This window comes from Mesorhizobium sp. M0960 (genome assembly GCF_040319055.1).
Classification (GTDB): Bacteria; Pseudomonadota; Alphaproteobacteria; order Rhizobiales; family Rhizobiaceae; genus Mesorhizobium.
Window position 1 is genome coordinate 241,951 of sequence record NZ_JAMYNN010000006.1, and the last position, 24,346, is coordinate 266,296.

At 61.2% G+C, this 24,346-nt stretch carries 23 protein-coding genes and 1 pseudogene; 11 read left to right on the forward strand and 13 right to left on the reverse strand.

The window, feature by feature from the left end; translation table 11 throughout:
• Nucleotides 1–26: 26 nt before the first annotated feature.
• From NKH63_RS14840 to NKH63_RS14880, 9 genes are all read right to left on the reverse strand, one after another.
• Entirely contained in the window at nt 27–515 is a 489-nt protein-coding gene (locus NKH63_RS14840) for a GNAT family N-acetyltransferase (protein ID WP_352549140.1), read from the reverse strand.
• Nucleotides 512–1,273, reverse strand: coding sequence for a molybdopterin-synthase adenylyltransferase MoeB (locus tag NKH63_RS14845; RefSeq protein ID WP_031194176.1), 762 nt, complete (start codon nt 1,271–1,273; stop codon nt 512–514). Before NKH63_RS14845 ends, NKH63_RS14840 begins: the two co-directional genes overlap by 4 nt.
• A gap of 76 nt (nt 1,274–1,349) precedes the next feature.
• A complete protein-coding gene (gene recF, locus NKH63_RS14850; protein WP_352493777.1) occupies nt 1,350–2,498 on the reverse strand; it encodes a DNA replication/repair protein RecF in 1,149 nt (382 codons plus the stop codon).
• Nucleotides 2,499–2,523: 25 nt separating this feature from the next.
• Nucleotides 2,524–3,642: a DNA polymerase III subunit beta gene (dnaN, locus tag NKH63_RS14855; RefSeq protein WP_023719546.1), complete on the reverse strand. Its 1,119-nt coding sequence runs from the start codon at nt 3,640–3,642 to the stop codon at nt 2,524–2,526.
• Nucleotides 3,643–3,841: 199 nt separating this feature from the next.
• Nucleotides 3,842–5,389: a chromosomal replication initiator protein DnaA gene (dnaA, locus tag NKH63_RS14860; RefSeq protein WP_031194174.1), complete on the reverse strand. Its 1,548-nt coding sequence runs from the start codon at nt 5,387–5,389 to the stop codon at nt 3,842–3,844.
• An 838-nt stretch (nt 5,390–6,227) separates the two neighbouring features.
• On the reverse strand, nt 6,228–6,494 hold the full coding sequence (rpsT, locus tag NKH63_RS14865) for a 30S ribosomal protein S20 (RefSeq protein ID WP_023676922.1): 267 nt from the start codon (nt 6,492–6,494) through the stop codon (nt 6,228–6,230).
• 160 nt (nt 6,495–6,654) lie between these two features.
• Nucleotides 6,655–7,428 carry an enoyl-CoA hydratase gene (locus NKH63_RS14870; RefSeq protein WP_023719544.1) on the reverse strand — a complete coding sequence of 258 codons (774 nt, stop codon included), beginning with the start codon at nt 7,426–7,428 and terminating at the stop codon, nt 6,655–6,657.
• Between the two features lie 23 nt (nt 7,429–7,451).
• Nucleotides 7,452–8,342 carry a bifunctional DNA-formamidopyrimidine glycosylase/DNA-(apurinic or apyrimidinic site) lyase gene (gene mutM / locus NKH63_RS14875; RefSeq protein ID WP_023719543.1) on the reverse strand — a complete coding sequence of 297 codons (891 nt, stop codon included), beginning with the start codon at nt 8,340–8,342 and terminating at the stop codon, nt 7,452–7,454.
• Nucleotides 8,335–9,576, reverse strand: coding sequence for a phosphopentomutase (locus tag NKH63_RS14880; protein ID WP_352483230.1), 1,242 nt, complete (start codon nt 9,574–9,576; stop codon nt 8,335–8,337). The genes mutM and NKH63_RS14880 overlap by 8 nt, the downstream gene beginning before the upstream one ends.
• A gap of 159 nt (nt 9,577–9,735) precedes the next feature.
• Here NKH63_RS14880 and NKH63_RS14890 point away from each other — a divergent pair.
• Nucleotides 9,736–10,661, forward strand: a pseudogene (locus tag NKH63_RS14890) (phosphate/phosphite/phosphonate ABC transporter substrate-binding protein).
• A 28-nt stretch (nt 10,662–10,689) separates the two neighbouring features.
• Here NKH63_RS14890 and NKH63_RS14895 read toward each other — a convergent pair.
• The 3 genes from NKH63_RS14895 to NKH63_RS14905 all read right to left on the reverse strand — a co-directional run bounded on the left by NKH63_RS14895 (nt 10,690) and on the right by NKH63_RS14905 (nt 12,474).
• On the reverse strand, nt 10,690–11,310 hold the full coding sequence (locus tag NKH63_RS14895) for a TadE/TadG family type IV pilus assembly protein (RefSeq protein ID WP_023719540.1): 621 nt from the start codon (nt 11,308–11,310) through the stop codon (nt 10,690–10,692).
• 30 nt (nt 11,311–11,340) lie between these two features.
• Entirely contained in the window at nt 11,341–11,901 is a 561-nt protein-coding gene (locus NKH63_RS14900) for a TadE/TadG family type IV pilus assembly protein (RefSeq protein WP_352918068.1), read from the reverse strand.
• 150 nt (nt 11,902–12,051) lie between these two features.
• Nucleotides 12,052–12,474 (reverse strand): pilus assembly protein N-terminal domain-containing protein, encoded by a 423-nt coding sequence (locus NKH63_RS14905; RefSeq protein ID WP_023719538.1) that lies wholly within the window; start codon nt 12,472–12,474, stop codon nt 12,052–12,054.
• 345 nt (nt 12,475–12,819) lie between these two features.
• On the opposite strand from NKH63_RS14905, the gene NKH63_RS14910 reads away from it, so the two are divergent.
• From NKH63_RS14910 to NKH63_RS14950, 9 genes are all read left to right on the forward strand, one after another.
• Nucleotides 12,820–12,993 carry a Flp family type IVb pilin gene (locus NKH63_RS14910; protein WP_023719537.1) on the forward strand — a complete coding sequence of 58 codons (174 nt, stop codon included), beginning with the start codon at nt 12,820–12,822 and terminating at the stop codon, nt 12,991–12,993.
• 149 nt (nt 12,994–13,142) lie between these two features.
• Nucleotides 13,143–13,661 (forward strand): A24 family peptidase, encoded by a 519-nt coding sequence (locus NKH63_RS14915; RefSeq protein WP_023719536.1) that lies wholly within the window; start codon nt 13,143–13,145, stop codon nt 13,659–13,661.
• A 191-nt stretch (nt 13,662–13,852) separates the two neighbouring features.
• Entirely contained in the window at nt 13,853–14,668 is an 816-nt protein-coding gene (gene cpaB / locus NKH63_RS14920; RefSeq protein ID WP_023719535.1) for a Flp pilus assembly protein CpaB, read from the forward strand.
• Entirely contained in the window at nt 14,665–16,191 is a 1,527-nt protein-coding gene (locus NKH63_RS14925; RefSeq protein ID WP_352493779.1) for a type II and III secretion system protein family protein, read from the forward strand. Before cpaB ends, NKH63_RS14925 begins: the two co-directional genes overlap by 4 nt.
• Before the next feature lie 14 nt (nt 16,192–16,205).
• Complete coding sequence (locus tag NKH63_RS14930) at nt 16,206–16,940, forward strand: CpaD family pilus assembly protein (RefSeq protein WP_023719533.1); 735 nt, start codon at nt 16,206–16,208, stop codon at nt 16,938–16,940.
• Between the two features lie 54 nt (nt 16,941–16,994).
• Complete coding sequence (locus NKH63_RS14935; protein ID WP_023719532.1) at nt 16,995–18,278, forward strand: CpaE/TadZ family protein; 1,284 nt, start codon at nt 16,995–16,997, stop codon at nt 18,276–18,278.
• Nucleotides 18,279–18,307: 29 nt separating this feature from the next.
• On the forward strand, nt 18,308–19,816 hold the full coding sequence (locus NKH63_RS14940) for a TadA family conjugal transfer-associated ATPase (RefSeq protein WP_023719531.1): 1,509 nt from the start codon (nt 18,308–18,310) through the stop codon (nt 19,814–19,816).
• 29 nt (nt 19,817–19,845) lie between these two features.
• Nucleotides 19,846–20,859: a type II secretion system F family protein gene (locus NKH63_RS14945; RefSeq protein WP_023719530.1), complete on the forward strand. Its 1,014-nt coding sequence runs from the start codon at nt 19,846–19,848 to the stop codon at nt 20,857–20,859.
• An 11-nt stretch (nt 20,860–20,870) separates the two neighbouring features.
• Complete coding sequence (locus NKH63_RS14950; RefSeq protein WP_352483228.1) at nt 20,871–21,887, forward strand: type II secretion system F family protein; 1,017 nt, start codon at nt 20,871–20,873, stop codon at nt 21,885–21,887.
• A 116-nt stretch (nt 21,888–22,003) separates the two neighbouring features.
• On the opposite strand, the gene NKH63_RS14955 is transcribed toward NKH63_RS14950, so the two are convergent.
• A complete protein-coding gene (locus NKH63_RS14955) occupies nt 22,004–22,825 on the reverse strand; it encodes a tetratricopeptide repeat protein (RefSeq protein WP_023719528.1) in 822 nt (273 codons plus the stop codon).
• Nucleotides 22,826–22,947: 122 nt separating this feature from the next.
• Here NKH63_RS14955 and NKH63_RS14960 point away from each other — a divergent pair, with 122 nt between their 5' ends.
• A complete protein-coding gene (locus tag NKH63_RS14960) occupies nt 22,948–24,315 on the forward strand; it encodes a leucyl aminopeptidase family protein (RefSeq protein WP_023719527.1) in 1,368 nt (455 codons plus the stop codon).
• Nucleotides 24,316–24,346: the final 31 nt, after the last annotated feature.

Sequence of the window (24,346 nt, forward strand, 5' to 3'; positions counted from 1 at the left end):
CGCGTTCGTCTTTGGATAGTGTTGGCTTACGAAAGCGCCTTGCGCATGGTGATTGAGGTCGGCCGGTCGTAGCCCTTGTGCGCTGTCCGTTCGGTTTCGCGAAAGCCGAGGCGGGCGAAGGCAGCGTGGTTTCCGGTCAGTTCGACCCGGGTCTGGAGCTCGATGGCGGCCCGGTTGTGGCTACGGGCAAGATCTTCGACAGCCTGCATCAGCCGCTTTCCGATGCCTTGTCCCTGAAGAGCCGGCACAACCGCGAGCTTTCCGACATAGAGGTCGTCTGCCCGCTCCAGGATGAAGACGCAACCGACGATCTCGCTTTCCTTCAGCGCCAGGAATCCTGTCTCCTCCAGCGCTTTAGCCCTAAGATTTTCGACAGTGAGCCGATGCGCCGAGGACGGCGGATCAATAACGTCTTCCATGAAGGCGAAGGCGCGCATGACCAGTGCCAAGACCTCGTCCCAACGATCGAAGTCGGCCGCAAGCTGCACAATGGAAACGTCGGCAGGCAGGCTCACCGGCTAGTTCGCTTGTAGCGGATCGTGTCGAAGCGTGCCGCCAGTGCATCATAGAGCAGCAGTCGCCCGACCAGCGGTTCGCCAATCCCGGTGATCAGCTTGATTGCCTCCATGGCTTGCAGCGTGCCGATGACCCCGCTCAGCGCGCCGACAATGCCGGCCACCGCGCAGGACGGCACCAGTCCCGGCGGCGGCGCTTCGGGAAAAAGATCGCGGTAGCTTGGGTTCAACGTGCCGTCCGGACCGGTTTCGAACGGCTTCAGCACCGTGACCGAGCCGTCGAAGCGGCCAACGGCGGCATGGACGAGCGGCCGGCTTTCGGCGGCGCAGGCGTCGGCCACGGCGTAGCGCGTCTCGAAATTGTCGGAGCCGTCAACGACGATGTCATAATCGGCGATGAGGGCAGGGGCGTTGTCCGCGGTCAGCCTGAAATTGTGCTCTTCCACGACGACGTTTGGATTGATGCGGATGATCGCCGCCTTGGCGCTGTCGGTTTTCGCCATGCCGACATCGCCCGTGGCGTGGATCACTTGTCGTTGCAGGTTGGAAAGCGAAACGATGTCGTCGTCGACGATACCGAGTGTGCCAATCCCTGCGGCGGCGAGATATTCGAGCACCGGCGCTCCCAACCCGCCGGCGCCGATGACCAGCACCCGCGCTCGCTTTAGCCGCTGCTGGCCGGCGCCGCCGATTTCGGGCAGCACGATGTGGCGGGCGTAGCGTTCGAGCTCTTCGTCGGTGAGGGCGGCTGTGATCATCGCCGGACCATATAACGGAGGAAAAAACTTGTCAGGCGTCAATGCATGCGGCTCAGAAATGCGTCATGGACGAAGTTCAGATGGTCGGCCTGACCTTGCCGTGATCGACGGTCAGGAACTGCGCGCGTCCCTTGAGGCTGTCAAACAACGCGGCATCGGTCCCGGTCATGAAAGCCTGGCAGTTCAGCTCCTCCAGGATCGAGAACAAGGCCGCGCGCCGGCCGCCGTCGAGATGGGCGGCGATCTCGTCGAGCAGCAGGATCGGCGTCATGCCCGACATCTCGCCGGTTAGCCGTGCATGCGACAAGACAATGCCGACCAGCAGCGCCTTCTGCTCGCCGGTCGAGCAGAGTTCGGCCGGCATTGCCTTGGGCCGGTGGCGCACCACGAGATCGGAACGGTGCGGGCCGTCGAGCGTGCGTCCGGCGGTGCGGTCACGGTCGCGCCCTTGGGCAAGCGCACGACGGAACCGTTCCTCGACGTCGACGGCCGGCGAAATGCCGACTTCGCCTTCCAGTTCCCCCGAGATGCCGATGTCGGCTTGCGGAAACGGTCCGTCGCCGGGCAGACGGTCGATCATGGCGGCGAGCAGGCGCACCAGTTCGGCACGCGCCGCGGCAATTGCCACGCCGGTCTCCGCCATTTGCATCTCGATGGCATCGAACCAGGCACCGTCGCGCGAACCGTCGGCGAGCAGCCTGTTGCGGCCGCGCATTGCCTTTTCGTAGTCAAGCGCGCGCTGGCCGTGGCCGGGGTCGATCGCCAGCACCAGTCGGTCGAGGAAGCGCCGACGGTCGGCGGCTGGCCCGGGGAACAGGCCGTCCATGGCCGGTGTCAGCCAGACCACGCGCAGCCATTCCAGCATGTCTTCGGCTGAGCGCGCCGCCGCGCCGTTGATCCGCACCCGCCTGCCGCCTTCGCTGTCGCTGCCTGCAATCCCGGTACCGATCTCGACCTGGCCGTCCGGCCCGTCAAGCCGGGCATGCAGCGCAAAGCCACCGTCGCCGCCTTCGCGCGCCACCTCGGCATAGGGTGCGCGGCGCAGGCCGCGGCCTGGCGTGAGCAGCGAGATCGCTTCAAGCAGATTGGTCTTGCCGGCGCCATTGTCGCCGGAGAAAACCACAGCGCCGGGATCAAGGTCGATTGCCAACGCCGCATAATTGCGGAAATTCGTAAGTGTAAGCTTACTTATGTAAGTCTGCCGCGGGTTTGCAAATCTGGTCACGACAGCAGATGGCCTCGTTCGGGCCCTACACCCGCATCGGCATCAACACGTAGAGCGCGGTCTCGTCGGCCATGTCGTGGATCAGTGTCGGGGATCCGGCATCCGCCAGCATGAACTTCGCCTCCGTGCCGGTCAGTTGCGCGGCAACGTCGAGCAGGTATTTGGCGTTGAAGCCGATTTCGATCGGATCGGACGAATAGTCGGCTGCCAGTTCTTCGGTGGCGCTGCCTGAATCCGGATTGTTGACTGCAAGCGTGACCTGGCCTTCGGCGATCGAAAGCTTTACAGCCCGGCCGCGTTCGGACGAAATGGTCGAAACGCGATCGACGGCAGCGGCGAAACTCTGACGATCGATGATCAGCTTCTTGTCGTTGCCGGTCGGAATGACGCGCTGGTAGTCCGGGAAAGTGCCGTCGATCAGCTTGGAGGTCAAGATGACGCTGCCGATGGTGAAACGGATCTTGGTGTCCGACAGCTCGGTGGTCACCGCAATGTCGGGGTCGTCGACCAGCTTCTGCAACTCGCTGACCGTCTTTCGCGGGATGATGACGCCAGGCATGCCCTCGGAGCCCGCTGGTGCGTCGATCTCGGCGCGCGCCAGCCGATGGCCGTCGGTCGCGACCGAGCGCAGCTTCAGCTTGCCGCCAGCCTCGTGCGTGTGCAGATAGATGCCGTTCAGATAATAGCGCGTCTCCTCGGTCGAGATGGCGAACTGGGTCTTCTCGATGAGGCCCTTTAGCCCGAGGGAATCGAGCCGGAAAATATGCGAGAACGACCCGGCTGAAAGCTCGGGAAAGTCGGACTGCGGCAGGCACTGCAGGCGGAAGCTCGAGCGCCCCGACGTCACCGTCATGGCGTTGCCGTCTTCGTCGGTCTTCAGCGCCACCTCCGCGCCGTCGGCAAGCTTGCGCACGATGTCGTAGAGCAGATGCGCCGGAACCGTCGTCGCCCCGCCACGCTCGACCTTTGCCGGCGTTGCTTCGGTCACCTCCAGGTCGAGGTCGGTCGCCTTCATTTCAAGGCTGGCCCCCTCGGCGCTGAGCAGCACGTTCGACAGGATCGGAATGGTGTTGCGCCGCTCGACCACGCGGTGAACATGGTTGAGCGACTTCAGGAGATTTGACCGTTCCAGGATAACACGCATGACGAAACAGGCTCGCTTGAATGAATGAACGGGTCTCCGGCAAGCGGCGCCCCGCGAAAGGTCTGAACAGGCTCAGAATCTGCGTAAACTGACAGGAAAAACCCGGCAAACGCAAGCCCGCGCCACCGGTTCGGGCCGGCTGCACGGGCTTTCTGGGGATAAAAAGGCCGAAGTCCGCGAGCCGGCGTTTTTCGCGCCGTCAGGCCTGGTCGTTGATCAGCCTTCTCAGCAATTCGAGTTCCTGCGCCAGTGTGTTGTCGACGCCTGAAAGATCCTCGATCTTGCGCACGGCATGCAGCACCGTCGTATGGTCACGGCCGCCGAAACGCCGCCCGATCTCCGGCAGCGAGCGCGGCGTCATCACCTTCGACAGGTACATGGCGACCTGCCGTGGCTTGACGATGGTGCGTGTGCGCCGGTTGGACAGAAGTTCAGTCTTCGACACGTTGTAATGGCGTGCGACGATGCGCTGAATGTCCTCGATACGCACCCGCTTCGGCTCGCCGGAACGATAGATGTGGCCAAGGATCTCGTCGATGCGGTCGATGGTGATCTGCGGTTCGAAGGATTGGCGAAACAAAAGCTGGTTGAAGGCACCTTCGAGCTCGCGCCCGCTGCCGGTCACCGTGCGGGCAACGTGATTGAGGATCTCTTCGGAAATATCGAGCGACACATCGTCGAGCTTGGCGGTGGCAAGCCTGAGCTTGAGCATACCGATGCGCATGGCGAAATCCGGGGCCGACATTTCCAGCGCGACGCCGCCGTTGAGGCGCGAGCGGACGCGCGGCTCCAGCGACTCCAATTCCGACGGCGGCCGGTCGGCAGCGACCACCACTTGCTTGGCGCTGTCGAGCAGCATGTTGATCAAATGGCAGAATTCATGCTGGATCGACTTGCCCTGCAGGAACTGCATGTCGTCGATGATGAGAAGGTCGATGTCGCGAAGCTGTTCTTTCAGCGTCAGTGCGTTGTTGTCGCGAATCGCGGTGGCGAACCGCCACATGAAATATTCAGCCGTCAGATAGACGACCCGCGATTTCGGGTTCTGCTTCAGCGATTCTGCGGCGATCGCCTGCAACAGATGCGTCTTGCCCAGCCCAACCGTCGCGTGAAGAAAGAGCGGATTGAAGCGCACCGCGCTCGACTGTGATTCCGCGACCGCCTTGGCAGCGGCAAAAGCCACTCGGTTCGATGGTCCCTCGATGAAGGAGGTGAAAGTGTAGCGTGGATCGAGCGGCGAACCGAGCACATTGTGCCGGAACTCTGTCTCTGCCGGCATTCCTGGGCGGGGTGCTGGGACCCGCTCGACCCTGCTGGGGCTCGCCGTGCCCGCAGAGAGAGCGGTTTGCGTCTGCCTGGTCATCTTGCGTGCCGGGGCCACTTCCGGCTCGACGCTGTTGCGGCCCTGGCGTGTGGCGGTGCGAACGACGATCTCGATCTTGAGGATCTCCGGATCCTCGTGCTTCCACAACTCGGCGATGAGATCGAGATAGTGGCCGTTGATCCATGAACGCAGGAATGCGGTTGGCACCGAGATGCGGACAATGCCCTTGGAGGATTCAGCGACCTTCATGCGCCCGAACCAGCTCGAATAGACCTCGGTTCCCAGACGCGCCTTCAGCTGGGCCTTGACCCGATCGAACTTCTGTTCAGCTTCATTGGAAGCCGCCATGTCGTTCCTTCCGATTAACGTTCCAGGAAATGGGAGGTCGCCCGTAAGCTCCCTTTCGATGCCGCCGCTCTGCATGATCGAGTTCCTTGTCTCTTGTACCTGTTTTCCGCCGGGGATGCGCCTCCTGCATCCATGTTTCCGGCGACCGTGTCTTCGCTGCGACACCATCGCCACCGCCGGCTGATGAATCGCCTCGTTATCGGTCCGGCGCCGAAGTGCCGATCCGCCTTGGTCATGTCAGGGCAATAAAATGCTGTCCGGCGAAAAACGCCGGCGCACCGTCGACCTGCCATGTACAATTACGCCAGTCCCCTACCGTATCAAAAAGACAAACCAACCCCGTCCGCGGAGTTGAATCCGCGTTGTAAACTCTGCCAATTTGAGCTGGCCGGTTTCAGGCTGGTCAAGGGCCAAGGGCCCGTCCCTTCGATGGACAGACATTACCGAAATCGCTGTGGATAGGGCAAGGCCACCCCTAACGGATTTTTAAGGAATCTGACTAGCAAGGGACGGTTCGGACGCCATGCCGCAACAGTTGATTTTGACAAAGCCATTGTGATTCAAACCCTTTTCCGGCGAATATGAAAAAGGCCACACAACGCGAAATTTTCTGAAATAATTCACTTGACAGCCAATTGTCGCCTATCGACCGCAGCCGATGTGAACAAGCTGTGGATCACCATCTGTAAACTGCTGAAAAGAAACGGTAATCTGTGACGCTCGGAAATTTTCGCATTGGCGGTTTCGAAGGCTGCGAATATCAGCGGGCATGTATATGCCGGCAAAGCATTTCGAACTTTGAAATGCACGCGGAGCGCCGTTTTGCGGGCTTTCTTTTAAGTACTTGCCGGCAAACGAAAAAACCCGGCGCGATCGGCCGGGTTTGAAGAAGCGCAGTTCAGGAAAAGGTATATTAGGCCGACAGCACCTTGACCCGTTGGGCCAGCCGCGACACCTTGCGCGATGCAGTGTTCTTGTGCACCACGCCCTTGGTCGCGGCCCGCATCAATTCCGGCTCGGCCACCTTGAAGGCAGCCTGTGCGGCCGCCTTGTCGCCAGCCGCGAGCGCCTCTTCGACCTGGCGGATGTAGGTCCGGACGCGGGAGCGACGGTTCTTGTTGATCGCTGCGCGACGGGCGATCTTGCGCGTTGCCTTTTTGGCCGAGGAGGTATTGGCCATGGTGCCTCTCTTCTGATCTGGTGGGCGCTTGCGGGATACCGCGGGGCGCAAAAAACAAACGGGCAGCCACAGGGCCGCCTCGGTTGGTGCGGCTTATAGTTCAGCTTTTCCGGCGCGTCAACGCTGCGGCGCTTTCTTTTTGGCCGGTGCCTTCGTCATCTCATCGGTTCGTGAAATTCGGCTTCCGCTTGCCGGTGAAGGCCGCCATGCCTTCCTTCTGGTCGTCCAGCGCAAACAGCGAATGAAACAGCCGGCGCTCGAACCGCAGGCCCTCGGTGAGCGTCGTCTCATAGGCGCGGTTGACGGCCTCCTTCGCCATCATCACCGATGGCAAGGAAAAACCGGCGATCTTGGCCGCTGCCTTAAGCGCTTCCTCGATCAACTCGCCGGCTGGCACGACGCGCGAGACCAGGCCGGAACGCTCGGCCTCGGCTGCGTCCATCATTCGCCCCGTCAGGCACATATCCATCGCCTTCGACTTGCCGACGAAGCGGGTCAGGCGCTGCGATCCGCCCATGCCGGGCATGACACCCAGCGTGATCTCGGGTTGGCCAAACTTGGCGGTATCGGCGGCGATGATGAAATCGCACATCATCGCCAGTTCGCAGCCGCCGCCCAGAGCGTAGCCCGCCACCGCCGCGATGATCGGCTTTCGTGCCCGCGTAAATTCTTCCCAGCCGACGAAGAAATCCTGCAGATAGGCATCCACATAGGAGATCGACTGCATTTCCTTGATATCGGCACCTGCGGCGAAAGCCTTTTCCGAACCAGTGATGACCATAGCGCCGATGTCGGCATTTGCGCCCATGCTGTTCACCGACGCAACCAGTTCCGCCAGCACTTGTGAATTCAGCGCATTGAGCGCTTGCGGCCGGTTCAGCGTAATCAGCCCGACCTTGCCGCGGGTCTCGACGATGATGGTTTCATAGCCCATGCTTGCTCCTCCTCGCTTGTGTTTCAAGCCTGACAGGTCCGGCAGTGGAACGTTGAGCGACCGCTTTGCACGATACGCTCGATGTGTCCGCCACAACCAGGCTTGGAGCAGGCCTCGCCCTCGCGATCATAAACCGCGAAGGAATGCTGGAAGTAGCCCAGCGATCCATCGGTCTGCATATAATCGCGCAACGACGAGCCGCCGGCGGCGATCGCGTCGGCGACAACCGAGCGGATTGCTTCGGCCAGGCGTTCGCTCTGTTCTCTGGCTTTCTTGCCGGCTCTCGCGAGCGTGCCCGCTTTGCGCAGCGGTGACAGGCCGGCCCGCCAAAGCGCTTCCGAGACGTAGATATTGCCTAGCCCGGCGATCAGCCGTTGGTCGAGAAGTGCCGCCTTCAGCGGTGACTTGCGACCTTTCAGCAGCGAAGCGAGCAGAGCGCCGTCCAGTGCATTGCCTGTAGGCTCGACACCTAATCCCGCCAGCATCGGATGCATGTCTGGCTCGTCTTCCGAAAACAGCATGAACCCGAAGCGGCGCGGGTCGTTGAAGATCACGCGAGAGCGGACGCCGGCAGGTGATGTGATGTCGAAGACGACGTGATCGTGAGCGGTGTTTTTCGAACGTTCATAGTGGAACGCGCCGGGTGTTGCACTCTCGTCGGCCGTTTCGACGCGAAACGAACCCGACATGCCGAGATGGCAGATCAGCACCGGGCCGTTGTCCAGGTGCATCGTCAGATATTTGGCGCGGCGGCCGAGCGCTGCAATCGTCTTGCCGGTCAGCCGCTCCGAAAATCTCTCGGGGAATGGAAACCGCAAATCGGGCCGGCGTGCCTCGACACCGACGATGCGGGCACCTTCAAGGACCGGCTGCAGACCGCGCCTGACTGTCTCGACCTCCGGCAGCTCAGGCATGGCCGCTTATCGTGGCATGGAAGGAGGTGCCGTATGGGCCGGGCGCCAGCCCGAGATGTTCGGCCACGGTTTCGCCGATGTCGGCAAATGTCGTCCTCAGTCCAATGTCCGCGCCTTTGAAACCCGGCCGTGTGCCGATAACCGGAATACGCTCGCGTGTGTGGTCGGTGCCGCGCCACGTCGGATCGTTGCCGTGATCGGCGGTCAAAATGAGCAGATCGCCTGGCCTCAGCCGCGCGAATGCCTCCGGCAGGCGCCGGTCGAAAGCTTCGAGTGCGGCGGCATACCCCGCGACGTCGCGCCGATGTCCGAACTCGGTATCAAAGTCGACAAAGTTCGCGAAGACGAAGTCGCCGTCGCGGGCATCTTCCATGGCGCCAAGCGCTTTGTCGAACATCGCCATGTTGCCGGCAGCCTTGCGGACTTCCGAGATCCCCCGATGGGCGAAGATGTCGCCGATCTTGCCGATTGCGATAACCCGGCTGCCGCGCGCCGTCAGCCGGTCGAGCAGCGTCGGTTCCGGCGGCGGTACGGCATAGTCGCGACGATTATGCGTTCGCGCGAACGTGGCGGCGGTTTCACCGATAAACGGTCGTGCGATGACGCGCCCGATATTCAGCGGATCGACCAGCCCGCGCACTATCTTGCAGAAGTCGTAAAGCCGTTCCAGGCCGAAATGAACCTCATGCGCGGCGATCTGCAGGACGGAGTCGACCGAGGTGTAGCAAATCGGCTTGCCGGTGCGGATATGGTCTTCGCCGAACCGTTCGATGATCTCGGTGCCGGGGGCATGACAATTGCCGAGAATGCCGGGCACCTTCCCTTCACGCACCATTGCTTCGGTCAACTCGGCTGGAAAGGCGGGAATCGTGTCGGGGAAGTAACCCCAGTCGAAACGGACCGGCAGGCCGGCTATTTCCCAATGGCCCGATGGCGTGTCCTTGCCGCTCGAAACCTCCTGTGCCGCGCCGTGAAAGGCGGCGGCAAACTCGACGCTGCCGCCATTCTCGAACCTGAAACCCGTCGCCGTTGCCGCGGCATGGCCGAGGCCGAGCGATAGCATGTTTGGTACAAGAAGCGGTCCGCCACGCAGGCCTCCGCGATCGGCGCGGCCTTCCGCGCAGGCCTGCGCGATGTGTGCGAACGTGTTGGAGCCAGTGTCGCCATAGCGTTCGGCGTCGGCCGCGCCGCCGATGCCGAAGGAGTCAAGGACAAAAAGGGAGGCGCGTGCCATCAAAGGTTCATCATTGCCTGGGTGTTGACTCAGACATAGGGTTCCGCGCTGCCGTTGGCAATTCGGAAACCCGAACGGCACGGCTTGGCGTGCTGGTCCGGGAGAAACGAATCGCGGCATGGTCGATCTGCCGATCGAAATGCGCGGCATGGAGCTCGCATGAGGCCTGCCCTGAAAGCATTCGCTGCCGTACTGGCCTTGCTGCTGGATGCATCTTGCGCGAACCTGGCGCGTGCCGATTGGCGCGATGATATCGGAACGTTCCGTATCGGTATTTCGCCGAGCCTGGCGCCGGCAACACCGTTCCAGGTCTGGCGCTGCTGACCGACGCCTATACCAAAGCGCTCGGCATGAAGGTGGAGTTTGTCGTTGCCCGCGACTATACGTCGTTGATCGAGGCGCAGGCCAATGCGCGGATCGAATATGCAATCTATTCGGCAACCGCCTACGCCGCCGCCTCCGAACGGTGCGGATGTGTCGAACCTCTCGCGGCGCCGCTCGATTCCGGCGGCGCCATCGGCATCCGCTCCGTACTGCTGACGCGCGACGGGAGGGTTCCCGATCTGATGGCCATGGCAGTCCATCGGGTCGTCATGGCGCCTTTCGACAGCGTCGGTGGTGCTTTGTTGCCGCTTGCCGGGCTGGCTGCAGACGGGGTCAACGTGGCGGAAGATGCGCCGTTTTTGACCCACGCCAATTCGGCTGCCGCAGCTGAAGCAATGCTGGTCGAGGGCGAGGCCGATGCCATATTCGGCTGGATCCCGGCTGTGGCAGAGGGACGGCCAAATCCTCCTGGCGGCACGGTGGCGAGGCTCGAGGCCGCAGGGCTCTCGAAATCGTCGCTTCAGGTCGTATGGACCTCAGGCCTGCTGAGGTATGGTCCGCACGCCGTCCGCAGCGATCTGGACCCCGAAGCCAAGCGCCGGCTCACCGTCTTTCTCACCAATCTCAGATCAGCCGCGCCGGACATTTACGATCTTCTGGAGCCGAGACACTCCGGCGGGTTCGCCGTTGCCGGTCCGAGGGATTATGTGCTGGCTGCGGCCATCGTGCACCTGGTCTCGGCCCGCGGCCGCACGCAATAGCTACAGCCCGGTTAGCGGGCTTCAGGCGTCAGCAATCGCTGCACGGAATGGTCGGGCTCCTTCGCGGCCGTAGATAATAAGTTTCCGCCATCGATATCGAATTGAAGGCCGAGCTCAACCCGAACCGGCTTTGGCCATCCGCCGACCAGGTGATGATTGGCTTGTAGGCGAGATCGCTTTCGACCCGAATGAGGAAAGTGCCTTTGATCTTGAGCGCGCTCGGGACCGTTGTGGCGGAATCCTTGATGGCGTCGACGCTAGAGACACCATCGACTACTTTGCGCGACCACACGACCAAGACTTTCGGCGTCGTCTCGTCCGTGACCTGTATCGCCGTAATGATGATCTTCGGTTTCGAACGATTATAGGGCTGAAGCGTGGAACTGCCGATCGCGATGATGGCATCGAGATCGGCCGCCTTGATGGTCTGCTGCTGCGTGACAAGGTCCGCTACCATGCTGCCGATGCGGCTGACCTTCTTGCTGGTCTCGATGGCTTGCGAGGCTTCCATGGTCATAAAGTACATGATCAACAGGACAGGCACGATGAGGGCAAACTCGACAGCCGCAATACCGCGGCGGTCCGAGCAAAGCCGGACTGCTCTTGTACAAATCTCTGCGATGCCCAGCTGTGCCCCCGCACGAATCATGGCTTTGCCCTTTTCAAGCGACTAGGTGGTTCAGTTGTCGAACGGCTCGTTCTGCCAAGTGATCGAAGCGAAATGCAGCGTTTTGCCGTCCTTCAGATTGGCCATCGACTTGGCCATGAAGTCGGTCATCACCGGCCATTTGTAAAAAACCCGCAGCATGTTTCTCGACTCTGCCAGGCCTGGTGCGACGGTGAAGGTCTGTGTGCTCGTGCCCTTGGTCAACACGACGTCGCCATCCTGGATCTTGAAACCGGCCAGCGCCGCATCGGCGAAGGTCGGATATTCGCGCAAATCCACCAGCAATCCGGGACAGGTCTTGGCGACCATGATCTCCAACTTGGTGCAGATCATATCCCGCAGCTTGGTCCCGGACACATCGGCCGGTCTTAATTGGCCGGTACGCAGTTGGCGCGCGATGTCGTCTGTGGCGTTTGCCATCACTTCTTGTGCGGCAAATGAAATACAGCTCTCCAGGATGGCGAAGACAAGAAGCGCGAATGGAATTGCAAGCATGGCGAATTCGATCGCCGTGCTTCCGCGTCGGTCGCCCAAAAGCCTTCCGGGAAAACCTGCTCGTCCTGCCTTGCTCATGTCCTCTACCCGCCGATTCCAGTTCTGCATCGGATCCCACCATTAGTCGGAACCGATTGAAGTCCGGTTGGAATGACCGTTAAATTCGGCGGAAAGGCCTTAACCAGGCAATAACCGAAGCGTTCCCGCAAAGGTGGAGAAGTCGGCTAGCTAATGCCCGGCGCTCATCTCGGCCTCAGAGGCCTTCTCGGCATCGCTCTTGTACGAGCTTTCGCAATATGGCGCGCAGGACATGGTCTGTACTTCGGCACGCCGATAGATGCGCACCGACGACGCTGCCTGGCGCACGACCGTTATTTGCTCATCGACGATCGGGTTGCCCTCCTGATCGAGGACGACAAGATTGGTGACGCCAAATCCCTTGCCGGTCAGTACGATCGTCGATGCGTCCTGCACGGAGGCGTCAGCGATCGCCGGATTGCCGACGACAATCGTATCGGCGGCGCGCGACAATTTGACGATCTTTGCCTGGTTCATCGTGACCTCGATGCCGGCGCCTGCCTTGGCTGGAACGGCGAAAGCCGCTGCGGCAAGAACCACGGCAATTGGAAATGACGATCTCGGCCCGGCCATTGAGGCGCTCCCCGGCAACAAACTGTTCAACAGAACATGAACGAGATTGGTGAACCAACCGTTAAGCGGCTGGAGTTCAGGATTAAGCCGGAACCGGCATTGGGCTAGCAGGCACGGCTCAAACCTCTTTGCCGAATTGCGCCTTTTGCGCCCTTTGTTAGCCTGTGGACCCAGTGGCCGGTATTTTAGTCCTGGGTTAACTACGCAATGTCATCGAAGCGGGAAAGGAATCGGTAAGCCTGTTTATTAAGCCGATCGAAACAGCTTCCGCTTACATTCGCAGCATCCGATCAGCCATCAAGAGAAGTTGACGGAAGTGCTGTAACAATTGGAGTAGGAGCTCGAATGTCTAACCTCATCGCACGTTTTGTGAAGGACGAATCCGGCGCGACCGCTATCGAATACGGTCTGATCGCCGCCCTCATCGCGCTCGCCATCATGGTTGGCGCCGGCTCGCTCGGCAACGCGCTGAACGCCAAGTTCGACAAGATCGCCAGCAAGGTCAACGGCGTCAATTAAGCTACGCGGCCAGTCACTTTTCAAGAACAGGGGCCGCTCCGTTGCGGCCCCTGTTGCATTATAGTAACAAAACACTTTGAAGTCTCATCAGTCGTTAATAGAATGTGCCTAGGTTAGGCCAGGTACAATTTGACCACAGGCGTTCGTCCATGCTTGAAGCCGTGATCTTCGTCGTCTTTCCGTTCTGCATGCTTTTTGCCGCGATCTCCGACATGCTGTCGATGACGATCGCCAATCGCGTGCCTGTGCTGCTTGTGGTTGTCTTCGCCTTGGTAGCGCCTTTGACCGGCATGGATTGGGCCACCTATGGCTGGCATTTCGCCGCCGCCGGCTTGGTTCTCGCGGTGACGTTCGGCCTGTTCGCGCTTGGCGGCATGGGCGGCGGCGACGCGAAGCTCCTGGCCGCCACTGCCATGTGGATGGGACTGAATGTCCATCTCATCGAATATCTCGTCGCCTCGACATTCATAGGCGGCTTGCTGACGCTTGCCATTCTCGCCTATCGAAAATCGCTGCTTGCCGCCGTCACAAGCCACAATCCGTTCCTGCGCCATTTCGCCGATGACGCGACCGGTGTTCCGTACGGCATTGCGCTTGGCATTGGCGGTCTGCTTACCTATCCGGACTCGCCGTTAATGGCCTGGGCTCTCGCCAGGCTGGCGGGCTGATTTGCGTTACTCCGTTTGCGCCGGGCCTGGCGAGTTGGCGACGTCTTTCCTTCGGGCCGCGCTTGGTCGCTCTAATTTATGTAAACGTTAAATTAATCACGATCGTAAGTATAACATTAACCTTGTTTTGACGATTGCCGCTGCAAAGTCCGGCTTGGCCAGGTGGTTTGCCAAGGGCGAGGTTCGGACAGATGCCAGCATCCCGATTGATTATTCTAGGCGTGGCGATAGCCGCGGCCGGAGGTGCAGGCTATGTCGCGAAGAACATGGTCGCGCCTCCGCCGCCTCCGGTTGTCGATTCCGGCCCCCAAGCGCCGGCGATCGCGCTGCAGGACGTGCTTGTCCTTTCCGGCGATGTTCCGATGGGCAGTCCGCTAGAGAACAACATTTCCTGGGAGTCATGGCCGTCCGCCGGCATCAACGCAAATTTCATCACCCGCGCCGCCGAGCCTGAAGCGCTGGATAAGCTGAAGGGCGGCGTCGCGCGCGTGGCGCTGTATGCCGGCGAGCCGTTGCGGCGCTCGAAGTTGATCGGTGAGGGGCAAAGCTTCATGTCGTCGATCCTGCCCTCCGGCATGCGGGCTGTCGCCACAAGCATCTCGGCCGACACTTCGGCCGGTGGCTTTATTCTTCCCAACGATTTCGTCGACGTCATCATGACCCGCAGAGCCGATACCGCCAATGGCGGTAGTCCGGGCTTCACGACCGAGACTATCCTCAAGAACATTCGCGTCCTGGCGATCGACCAGACCATTCAGGAGGATGAGGAAGGCAAGAAGACCAGGGTCGGCCAGACCGCCACCCTGGAACTGACGCCGCAGCAGTCCGAGATCATCACCGTCGCTCAGCAGATGGCGGATCGCCTGACATTGGCACTGCGCTCAATCAAGGACAGCCAGGACAAGAATGTGGGGGAGGCCGACTACCTGGTTTCCGGCAATGGTCGGCGCGGAACGGTGCGGTTGATCAAGTCGGGCGAAGTTTCCGAAGTGGGGGCGAGGAAATGAAGCTAAAAACCAAACTGCCGGTCACCTTGGCTGCGGCGATCGGCCTGTTTCTCCTTGGAACGAATGCGTATGGCACTCTCGATGCCCATGCGGCGAACAATGCCAGGGTCACAGCCTCGACGGCCACCCAGCGAGTGAAGCTCGGGCTCAACAAATCGGTGGTCATCGACCTGCCGAGCGATGCCTACGATATTCTCGTTGCCAACCCCGCGGTAGCCGATGCGGTGACCCGCACCGCCAGGCGCATCTATCTATTCGGAAAGGCGGTCGGCGAGACCAACATCTTCGTCTTTGGCCCGAATGGCGAACAGATCGTCAGCCTTGATCTGGCGGTCGAACGCGATGTTGCCGGGCTGGAGGACTATATCAAGCGCTTCATCCCGTCATCGGAGATCAAGGTAGAGTTGCTGAACGACAATGTCGTTCTGACCGGAACCGTTGACACTCCGCTGGACGCCAAGCGTGCGCAAGACCTGGCGGAGATCTTCGTCTCAGGCGGCGAAGCGACCACGGGTCAATATTCGCAGACCGCTGCCGGCGGCTCCGCCGATGCCGGCGTCGACATCAACAATCCGGACACCGAGCGCCGCGTCAGCAAGATCGTCAACCTGCTGCAGATTATCGGCGACGACCAGGTGACGCTCAAGGTGACGGTTGCCGAAGTCAGCCGCTCGGTGATGAAGCAGCTCGGCGTCAACATGATCGGCAGCGGCAGCAGCAACGGCATCAGCTGGAGCGCGTTAAGCGACAATTTCACCGGTTTAGGCAAGTCGCTGTCGAACTCGGGCCTCTCTATCAGCAGCTCGACGCTGCAGGCCTATATCAACGCCATGGAACAGTCCGGCGTCATGAAGACTCTCGCCGAGCCAACATTGACGGCCGTATCCGGCGAGAAGGCGACCTTCAAGGTCGGCGGTGAATATAACATGGTGACCGGCGTTTCCGAAGCCGTCTCCAACGATAACCAGACAGGTCTGAAAACCTATTCAGTCGAGAAGATCGAATATGGTATTGGCCTGGAATTTCAGCCGGTGGTGCTGTCTCCCGGCCGCATCAGCCTGAAAGTCAGGACGTCGGTCTCCGAGCCGACAACGGAAGGGTCAGTATCTTATTCCGAAGGCGTAAAAAGCCTTGGCATGAACGCCCTGTCGCTTCGCAAACGCTTGGCCGACACGACGGTGGAACTGCCTTCGGGCGGCTCGATGATGATTGCCGGGCTCGTCCGCGACGATGTCAGGCAAGCCGTCAACGGCTTGCCTGGCCTGACAAAGATTCCAGTGCTCGGCGCGCTCTTCCGCAGCAGGGATTTCGTTCGCAACGAGACCGAGCTCGTCATCATCATCACGCCCTATCTGGTGAAGCCGGTGGCGCGCAACGACCTTGCCAAGCCTGACGACAATTTCAACGCCGCCAGCGACGGGGCCGCCATGTTCCTTGGACGCGTCAACCGCGTCTACGGCACCATGCAGACCGACAAGCCCAACGGCCGTTATCACGGCGTTATCGGCTTCATCTACAAGTAAGCGGGGAAGCGGACATGTCTCAGTCAGCATCGAAGACAAAGGCGATCACCGCGATGCGGTCGGTCCATTTGCGAATCTGGCGGCCCGCCGTTCCCATCATGGCGGTCGTGATGGCGGCATCACTGGCCGGCTGCGCCAATCGCGACAGCGTCACGGTCGGTGCCATACCGGACGACTATCGCACCACCCATCCGATCGTCATCGCCGAGAAGATCCAGAAGATCGACCTTCCGGTCGGCGCCGGCGACCGTGGCATGACCAGATTCCAGCGCGACACGCTCCTGGGCTTTCTGGACGGATACGACAGGAGCGCGGCTCCGGTGCTGACGATTGAGGTCCCGAGCGGCTCGGCTAACGAAATCGCAGCGGCCGCGGCCGGCCGCGATTTCGCCAGGCTTGCCATAGCCAGCGGCATCAGCCGGAAGCGGATCGCCGTGCGGTCCTATCAATCCGTTTCGGCCGAAGCGTCCGCCCCGGTCCGTGTCGCCTACGTTTCGGTGAAGGCTCAGACGGACAAATGCGGGCGCTGGCCGGAAGACCTTCTGGAGACTTCGGAAAACAAGCATTATGCCGATTTCGGCTGTTCGTACCAAAACAACCTTGCCGCCCAGATGGCCAATCCGGCCGATCTGATCGGGCCGCGCAAACAGACTCCCATCGACGCGGCAAATCGGAGCGCGGTGATCGACGTCTATCGCGACAGAGGAATTTCGGACGAACTCCTCGGCAATTCGGAAGTCGAATATTAACGAGTGTTGAGGCTCAACAGACCTAAGCCGCGCAAGTCACTGAAAGAGATGACAATGAGCAATCTTGCCTATGACACAGAGGTAGCAGGCGGCGAAACCTCGGAGCAGGATATTGCCGCGATGCAGGCGTTGCGGCCGATCCCGCGCATTTCGATCCAGGCGTTCTGCGAGACCGAAGGCGTAGCCAATCCGGTCGAGCGCGCTGGCGAGGATCGCCGTATGGCCAAGGCCCATCTGAAGGTGCATATGGGGGGCATCCCCACCGCTATCGAATTCTACCAGTCTGCGCCGACACCGAACCTGATCCTGCTTGAATCGCGCAGCGAGCCGAAGCTGTTGCTGGAACAACTCGCCCAGCTCTCCGAGCACTGCGATCCGACCTCCAAGGTGGTGGTTGTCGGCCATTACAACGATGTCGGCCTGTATCGCGAACTCATCCGTTCGGGCATTTCCGAATATGTCATCGCCCCGGTATCGATGGCCGACATCGTCAGCGTGGTGTCCTCGATCTTCGTTGATCCGGAAGCTGAGCCGATCGGCCGCTCGATTGCCTTCATCGGCGCCAAGGGCGGCGTCGGCTCCTCGACAATAGCCCATAATGTGGCTTGGGCCATGTCGTCCCTTTTCAAGTCCGAAGTGGTTGTCGCCGATCTCGACCTCGCCTTCGGAACGGCCAACATCAATTTCGACCAGGACCCGGCGCAGGGCATTGCCGAGGCGGTCTTCTCGCCGGAACGCGTCGACGAGGTCTATCTCGACCGGCTGCTCGCCCAATGCGCCGAGCACCTGTCGCTGCTTGCGGCACCTTCGACCCTGGAGCGGGTCTACGATTTCGAGCCCGACGCCTTCACCCAGCTTATCGACATAGCCCAGCGTAGCGCGCCGCTCCTCGTGCTCGATGTCCCCCATGTGTGGGCCGGCTGGACCAAGAACACGCTGGTCAAGGCCGACGAGATCGTTATCACGGCGACGCCCGAACTGGCCAATCTGCGAAACACAAAGAACCTGGTCGACATGCTGAAGCGGCTTCGTCCAAACGATCCTGCGCCAAAGCTTGTGATCAACCAGGCCGGTGTGCCGAAACGTCCCGAGATTACGCCGTCCGATTTCTCCGAATCGCTCGGCCTTTCGCCGATGTCGGTCATCCCGTTCGAGCCGCTTTTGTTCGGAAATGCCGCCAACAACGGACGTATGCTCGGTGAGATGGATGCCAAGAGCCCCGTCGTCGCCACGATCAACGAGATTGCCCATGTGCTGACGGGGCGCAGCGAAATCAAGGTGAAGAAAAAGGCTGGCCTCGGCAACCTGCTCGGCAAGCTTTCGCGCAACAAGAAGTGATGCCGCAGCGGTGGAATTGGTAAGCGATCATGTTTGGTAAAAGAGGCAGCGACGACGGCAACCGGACCATCCCGGAATTCCGTCAGCCAGCACCCGCACCTGCCGCGCCGGCGGCCGCGAACCCTGTGGAAGCGGCGGTAGCTGCCAGGCCCGGGGCGCTGCCGCCATCCGGCGCGCCTGCAGGGCCGGCGGTTCGCCGTGCGGTCGAGCCGCCGCCATTGGCGCCGGAGCCGAAAAGGATTCAGCGTGAGCGCAGCGAGAGCTATTACGACACCAAAAGCCAGGTCTTCTCCGCACTCATCGACACGATCGATCTGTCGCAGCTCGCCAAGCTCGATCCCGAAAGCGCGCGCGAGGAAATCCGCGACATCGTCAACGACATCATCGCGATCAAGAACTTCGCGATGTCCATCGCCGAGCAGGAAGAGCTTCTCGAGGATATCTGCAACGACGTCTTGGGCTACGGGCCGCTGGAGCCACTGCTTGCCCGCGACGATATTGCCGACATCATGGTCAATGGCTCCAAGAACGTCTACATCGAGGTCAACGGCAAGGTCGAGCAGACCGGCATCCGTTTCCGCGACAACCAGCAGCTCCTCAACATCTGCCAGCGTATCGTCAGCCAGGTTGGCCGCCGCGTCGATGAATCAAGCCCAATCTGCGATGCGCGTCTTCCTGATGGCTCCCGTGTCAACGTCATCGCACCGCCCCTGGCCATCGACGGCACCGCCCTTACCATCCGCAAGTTCAAGAAGGACAAGCTGACGCTCGACCAACTGGTCAAGTTCGGCTCGATTTCGCCGCAAGGCGCCGAGATTCTCAAGATCATCGGCCGCGTCCGTTGCAACATTGTCATTTCGGGCGGTACCGGCTCCGGCAAGACGACGCTGCTCAATTGCCTGACCAACTATATCGACCGCGAGGAACGCGTTATTACGTGCGAGGACTCGGCTGAGCTGCAATTGCAGCAGCCACATGTGGTGCGTCTCGAAACACGTCCGCCCAACCTTGAAGGTGAGGGCGAAGTGACCATGCGCGACCTGGTCAAGAACTGTCTGCGCATGCGGCCCGAGCGCATCATCGTCGGCGAGGTGCGTGGACCCGAAGTGTTCGACCTGTTGCAGGCGATGAACACCGGCCATGACGGCTCGATGGGAACGATCCACTCGAATAGCCCGCGCGAATGCCTCAACCGTATAGAGTCAATGATCGCCATGGGCGGCTACACGCTGCCGCAAAAAACCGTACGCGAAATTGTCGTCGGCTCCGTCGACGTGATCATACAGGCTGCACGCCTGCGCGACGGATCGCGGCGCATCACCCACATCACCGAGGTGATCGGCATGGAAGGCGACGTCATCATCACCCAGGACATCGTTCTCTATAACATCAAGGGCGAGGATGCGAACGGCAGGTTGCTGGGCGAGCACGTGTCGACCGGCATCGGCCGTCCGCATTTCTGGGAGCGCGCCCGCTACTATGGCGAGGAGCAGCGCCTAGCCGTTGCACTCGAGGCGATGGAGAAACGCGCTGACTGATCCGTCTGGAAGCGTGGGGGCCAGGGTCGATGTTCGGGATTGACAGCACCGTATTGGCATTCGTCGTGCTCGCCGGCTTCAGCGCCGGCGCAGTGGCCTATGCTTTCCTGTTCAATCGGATCAGCACCGAGAAGCAGGTCGGCAAGCGGCTTGAATCGATCAAGACCGCCGAGACGGATCGTTCCGTCGTCAAGGCTTCGCGCGATCGCGTGGCGGAAGCGGCCAAGCGTCGCAAATCCGTCCAGGATTCGCTGAAGGATCTCGACCAAAAGCAAAAGTCCAACCAGAGCCTGGTCAAGAAACCACCGCTGAAGATCCAAATCCGCCAGGCCGGCATGAAGGTCTCGATTGAGCGCTTCTATGTCTATTCGGCGGTCTGCGGCGTCGTCTTGACGGCTTTGGTCTATTTCATCGGCGCACCGCTGCTGGTCTTGCCGGCTGCGCTGCTGGTCGGTGTCTTGGGTCTGCCGCGCTGGTTCGTCTCGTTTCGCCGCGCACGCCGCGTCAAGGCGTTTCTCAACGAATTTCCGAACGCGCTCGACATCATCGTGCGTGCAGTAAAATCTGGCCTGCCGCTGAACGACGCCGTGCGCCTGATCGCCAATGAATCCCCCGAGCCGGTCAAGACCGAGTTCCGCCGCATCGTCGATTCGCAGCAAATGGGTTTGTCGATCCCCGACGCGGCCATGCGCATGCCCGAAACGATGCCGTGCACCGAGGCGAGCTTCTTCGGCATCGTCATCCAGATCCAGTCTCAGGCTGGCGGCAATCTTTCCGAAGCGCTGGGCAATCTTTCGCGCGTGCTTCGCGACCGCAAGAAAATGAAGGCCAAGGTCCAGGCGTTGTCTATGGAAGCCAAGGCATCCGCCGTGATCATCGGCGCGCTGCCTTTCGTCGTCGCCTTTCTCGTCTATCTGACGAGCCCGAACTACATCATGCCCCTCTTTACCACCAGCACCGGCCATCTGATCCTCGGTTGTTCCGGCGTCTGGATGTCGATGGGTATCCTGGTAATGCGCAAGATGATGAACTTCGAAGTCTAGGATTCGCGCGTATGACCGATCACGTCATCAGAACTCTCACCGACCCGTCCCTGCTGATCGCACTGCTGGTCGGCATCGCGGTGTTTGCGACGGTCTTCACGCTGCTGCCCGCCTTTGGCGGGAACCAGCTCAAGGCGCGCATGAAATCCGTGGCGCTGGAGCGCGATGAGCTGCGCGCCAAACAGCGCGCGCGGCTGGCAGTCGAAGCCGACCGCCGCCGCAAGGGCCTGCGCGAAGAGCAGTCGGTCGGCATGCGCAATATTGTCGATCGCCTGGATCTCAGGCGTGCGCTGGCGGACGAAGGTACCTTGCAGAAATTGAAAGTGGCGGGTTTTCGCGGCCAAAATCCGCTGACGCGCTTCCTTTTTTTCCGCCTCGTCCTGCCCTTCATCGGCTTTGCATTGGCGGCCATATATCTGTTCGTGCTTGGAGGACTGCCCGAGCAGCCGCTTTTCGTGAAGCTGTTCGTCTGCATCGTGGTTGCCTATGCCGGGTTCTACGCGCCGGTGCTCTACGTCAACAACCGTGCGACCAAGCGCAAGCAGTCGATTCAGATGGCGTGGCCGGACGCGCTCGACCTGTTGCTGATATGCGTCGAGTCCGGCATGTCGGTGGAAGCAGCGCTTCGCAAGGTCGCCGATGAGATCGGCGCGCAATCGGTGGCATTGGCGGAAGAATTCATCCTGACCAATGCCGAACTTTCCTATCTGCAGGAGCGCAAGCAGGCGTACGAGAACCTTGCAAGCCGCACTGGCCTCGAATCCGTCAGGTCGGTGTCCCAGGCGTTGGTTCAGGCCGAGCGCTACGGTACGCCCGTGGCGCATGCGCTGCGCGTGCTTGCCGCTGAGAGCCGCGACATGCGCATGAATGCCGCCGAGAAGAAGGCGGCCGCGCTGCCGCCGAAGCTTACCGTGCCGATGATCCTGTTCTTCCTGCCGGTGCTGTTCGCCATCATTCTGGGTCCCGCCGGCATCCAGGTGAGTCAGCGCGGCATCTTTGGCGACCAGCCGAAATCGAGCAGCCAGTAGCCCAAGCGGCGTCGCCACAAACGCTGCTACGATTCAAAGCCGCGCTGCCGGTGTCGCGCGGTTCCTTGCGTTTGACATGTTGCGGAATTCTCGCGCCGGTTCGGCGCTCGAAGCGGTCAGTTGGTGGCAGGCTTTGCCTTGTCCTGCTCCTTGAGCTGGCTCCAGGCATTCTGCTGCGCCAGCATCTGGCGAAGGTAAGCGACGTTGGCCTGCGCCTGTTCCGGCGACAGCTCTTGTGAGGCGATCTTCTCGGCCTCGTCGAAACGTCCTTGCAGACCGACGACCAGCGCTAGGTTCTGGCGGACGCGACTGTCGGCATTCGGCTGCTGGGCGGCCGAGCGCATATAGGTTTCGGCCGTGCGCAAATCGCCTTCCAGCACGTACGACATGCCGAGATTGGAAAGGATCGACGGTTCGTTCGGCTTGAGGTCCAGCGCCTTGCGATAGTCTTGACGCGCCTCGTCCTTTTGGCCGAGCTGGTCGAGAATGGCAGCTTCCGCCGATACAAGTTTCCAGTCAGGATATTCGGGCGTCTGCGCGCGGCGCACGGCATCGAGAGCTGGCTCGAACTGTCCGTTGGCGGCAAGCGCCTTGCCATAGGCGGCGAGCACGTCGCGGTCCTTCGGCAAGGCAATCGCCAGCTTGCGCATCACCGCAAGCGACTGGTCGGCGTCACCGTCCATCTGCAGCGCCGCGGCATAGTTTGTCGCGATCCGCTTGTCGTTGGGGCTTTTCGAGTAGGACTGCCCGAGCGCCATCGTGGCGTTGTGCAGTTCGCCCGCCGACATTGTTTCCAGCGGCTTGCCGCTTGGGCGAGAAATCGAGCCAGTCGTCAATTTGCTGGTTCCGCAGCCAGCGACGCTTGCGGCAAGCACCATCATCAACGCCGTGGTGATCAGCCTATTTGCGCTGGCGTTCATCCTGCGGTCGGTCGGCATCGGCACCAGGGCTCCGTTCATGCGCGTGACCATTTGCGTGGTCATCTTCCCTCCCGCAGAAATATTCTGTTAACCCTAACGGAGAGTTAAGAAATGCCGACTCAGAAGCCGGAGACCAGCGAATGCCTGTTGAACTCGTCGAGAAAAAATTGAGCAATGCGCTGCCGGTCCATTTGGTGGCGAAGGATGCGCAGGCGGCGGCGGGCCTTGAGCCATCCTCAGTCGCCTGGGCCAAGGCCAACGGCTTTTCCGGCGAGGCCGGCAGGACGCTGGTTGTGCCTGGCGACAACGGTGCGATTGCCGGAGCCCTGTTCGGCACCGGCGACGACGAGGGTGCAATGGCCGTCGGGGCACTGGCGAGAGCCTTGCCCGAAGGCGAGTGGCGTCTTGCGTCCGCACCGGCCAAGCCGGAGCTTACGGCACTCGCGCTGGCACTCGGCGGCTATGTCTTCACCCGCTATGGCAAGAAGCCCGGCAGGACGCTTCGCTTCGCGCTGCCGTCCGGCGCCGACGCCGCTCGCGTCAGACGCATCGCCGATGGCGTTTTCCTGGCACGCGACCTGGTCAACACGCCGACCAGCGATATGGGTCCCGGCCAGCTGGAGAATGCCGCCCGGACCTTGGCCGCGACGCACAAGGCTGAAATATCGGTGACCAAGGGCGACGATCTTCTCGCCGCCAACTTTCCGATGATTCATGCCGTCGGTCGCGCTTCGGCCGACGCGCCGCGCCTGATCGACATGATTTGGGGGCCGAAGAATGCCCCCAAGATAACGCTGGTCGGCAAGGGCGTCTGCTTCGACACAGGCGGCCTCGACATCAAGCCGTCCTCGGGCATGCTTTTGATGAAGAAGGACATGGGCGGCGCTGCCAACGTGCTGGGCCTCGCTTCCATGATCATGGCCGCCAGGCTGAAGGTCCGGCTGCGCGTGCTCATCCCCGCTGTCGAGAATTCGATAGCCGGCAACGCCTTCCGTCCAGGCGATGTGCTGGTGAGCCGCAAAGGCATCACCGTCGAAATCGGCAACACCGACGCTGAAGGGCGGCTGGTCCTCGCCGACGCCTTAGCCTTGGCCGACGACGAGGAGCCGCAGATGCTGGTCGATATGGCAACACTGACAGGCGCTGCCCGTGTTGCGCTCGGCCCCGACCTGCCGCCCTTCTACACCGGTGACGAGGCGCTTGCATCCGAGCTGGCGGACGCCTCCGTTGCGGTCGAGGATCCGCTATGGCGCATGCCGTTGTGGAAGCCCTATGACGCCAAGCTGGCGTCGAAAATTGCCGATATCAACAACGTCACGTCGGATGGTCTCGCCGGCTCGATCACCGCGGCGCTATTCCTGAAGCGCTTCGTCCAAAAGACCGCCAGCTGGGCGCATTTCGACATCTTCGCCTGGAACCCGTCGGACCGCCCGCACGGCCTTGCCGGCGGCGAGGCGCAAGGCATCCGGGCGCTGGAGCGTGTCATTTCGAACCGCTTCGGCGGATGATGTCTCGGCATAGCCGACGAAGGTGTTGACT

Bases quoted from the DNA above. Each gene is read 5' to 3' on its own strand.
- cpaB (WP_023719535.1), top strand. From the start codon at position 13,853: ATGCCAGCATCCCGATTGATTATTCTAGGCGTGGCGATAGCCGCGGCC.
- NKH63_RS14945 (WP_023719530.1), top strand. From the start codon at position 19,846: ATGTTCGGGATTGACAGCACCGTATTGGCATTCGTCGTGCTCGCCGGC.
- NKH63_RS14940 (WP_023719531.1), top strand. From the start codon at position 18,308: ATGTTTGGTAAAAGAGGCAGCGACGACGGCAACCGGACCATCCCGGAA.
- NKH63_RS14880 (WP_352483230.1), bottom strand. From the start codon at position 9,576: ATGGCACGCGCCTCCCTTTTTGTCCTTGACTCCTTCGGCATCGGCGGC.
- NKH63_RS14960 (WP_023719527.1), top strand. From the start codon at position 22,948: ATGCCTGTTGAACTCGTCGAGAAAAAATTGAGCAATGCGCTGCCGGTC.
- NKH63_RS14845 (WP_031194176.1), bottom strand. From the start codon at position 1,273: ATGATCACAGCCGCCCTCACCGACGAAGAGCTCGAACGCTACGCCCGC.
- NKH63_RS14955 (WP_023719528.1), bottom strand. From the start codon at position 22,825: ATGCCGACCGACCGCAGGATGAACGCCAGCGCAAATAGGCTGATCACC.
- rpsT (WP_023676922.1), bottom strand. From the start codon at position 6,494: ATGGCCAATACCTCCTCGGCCAAAAAGGCAACGCGCAAGATCGCCCGT.
- NKH63_RS14915 (WP_023719536.1), top strand. From the start codon at position 13,143: ATGCTTGAAGCCGTGATCTTCGTCGTCTTTCCGTTCTGCATGCTTTTT.
- NKH63_RS14935 (WP_023719532.1), top strand. From the start codon at position 16,995: ATGAGCAATCTTGCCTATGACACAGAGGTAGCAGGCGGCGAAACCTCG.
- NKH63_RS14895 (WP_023719540.1), bottom strand. From the start codon at position 11,310: ATGATTCGTGCGGGGGCACAGCTGGGCATCGCAGAGATTTGTACAAGA.
- NKH63_RS14930 (WP_023719533.1), top strand. From the start codon at position 16,206: ATGTCTCAGTCAGCATCGAAGACAAAGGCGATCACCGCGATGCGGTCG.
- dnaA (WP_031194174.1), bottom strand. From the start codon at position 5,389: ATGCAGAGCGGCGGCATCGAAAGGGAGCTTACGGGCGACCTCCCATTT.
- NKH63_RS14900 (WP_352918068.1), bottom strand. From the start codon at position 11,901: ATGAGCAAGGCAGGACGAGCAGGTTTTCCCGGAAGGCTTTTGGGCGAC.
- mutM (WP_023719543.1), bottom strand. From the start codon at position 8,342: ATGCCTGAGCTGCCGGAGGTCGAGACAGTCAGGCGCGGTCTGCAGCCG.
- NKH63_RS14925 (WP_352493779.1), top strand. From the start codon at position 14,665: ATGAAGCTAAAAACCAAACTGCCGGTCACCTTGGCTGCGGCGATCGGC.
- dnaN (WP_023719546.1), bottom strand. From the start codon at position 3,642: ATGCGTGTTATCCTGGAACGGTCAAATCTCCTGAAGTCGCTCAACCAT.
- NKH63_RS14905 (WP_023719538.1), bottom strand. From the start codon at position 12,474: ATGGCCGGGCCGAGATCGTCATTTCCAATTGCCGTGGTTCTTGCCGCA.
- NKH63_RS14950 (WP_352483228.1), top strand. From the start codon at position 20,871: ATGACCGATCACGTCATCAGAACTCTCACCGACCCGTCCCTGCTGATC.
- NKH63_RS14870 (WP_023719544.1), bottom strand. From the start codon at position 7,428: ATGGGCTATGAAACCATCATCGTCGAGACCCGCGGCAAGGTCGGGCTG.
- NKH63_RS14910 (WP_023719537.1), top strand. From the start codon at position 12,820: ATGTCTAACCTCATCGCACGTTTTGTGAAGGACGAATCCGGCGCGACC.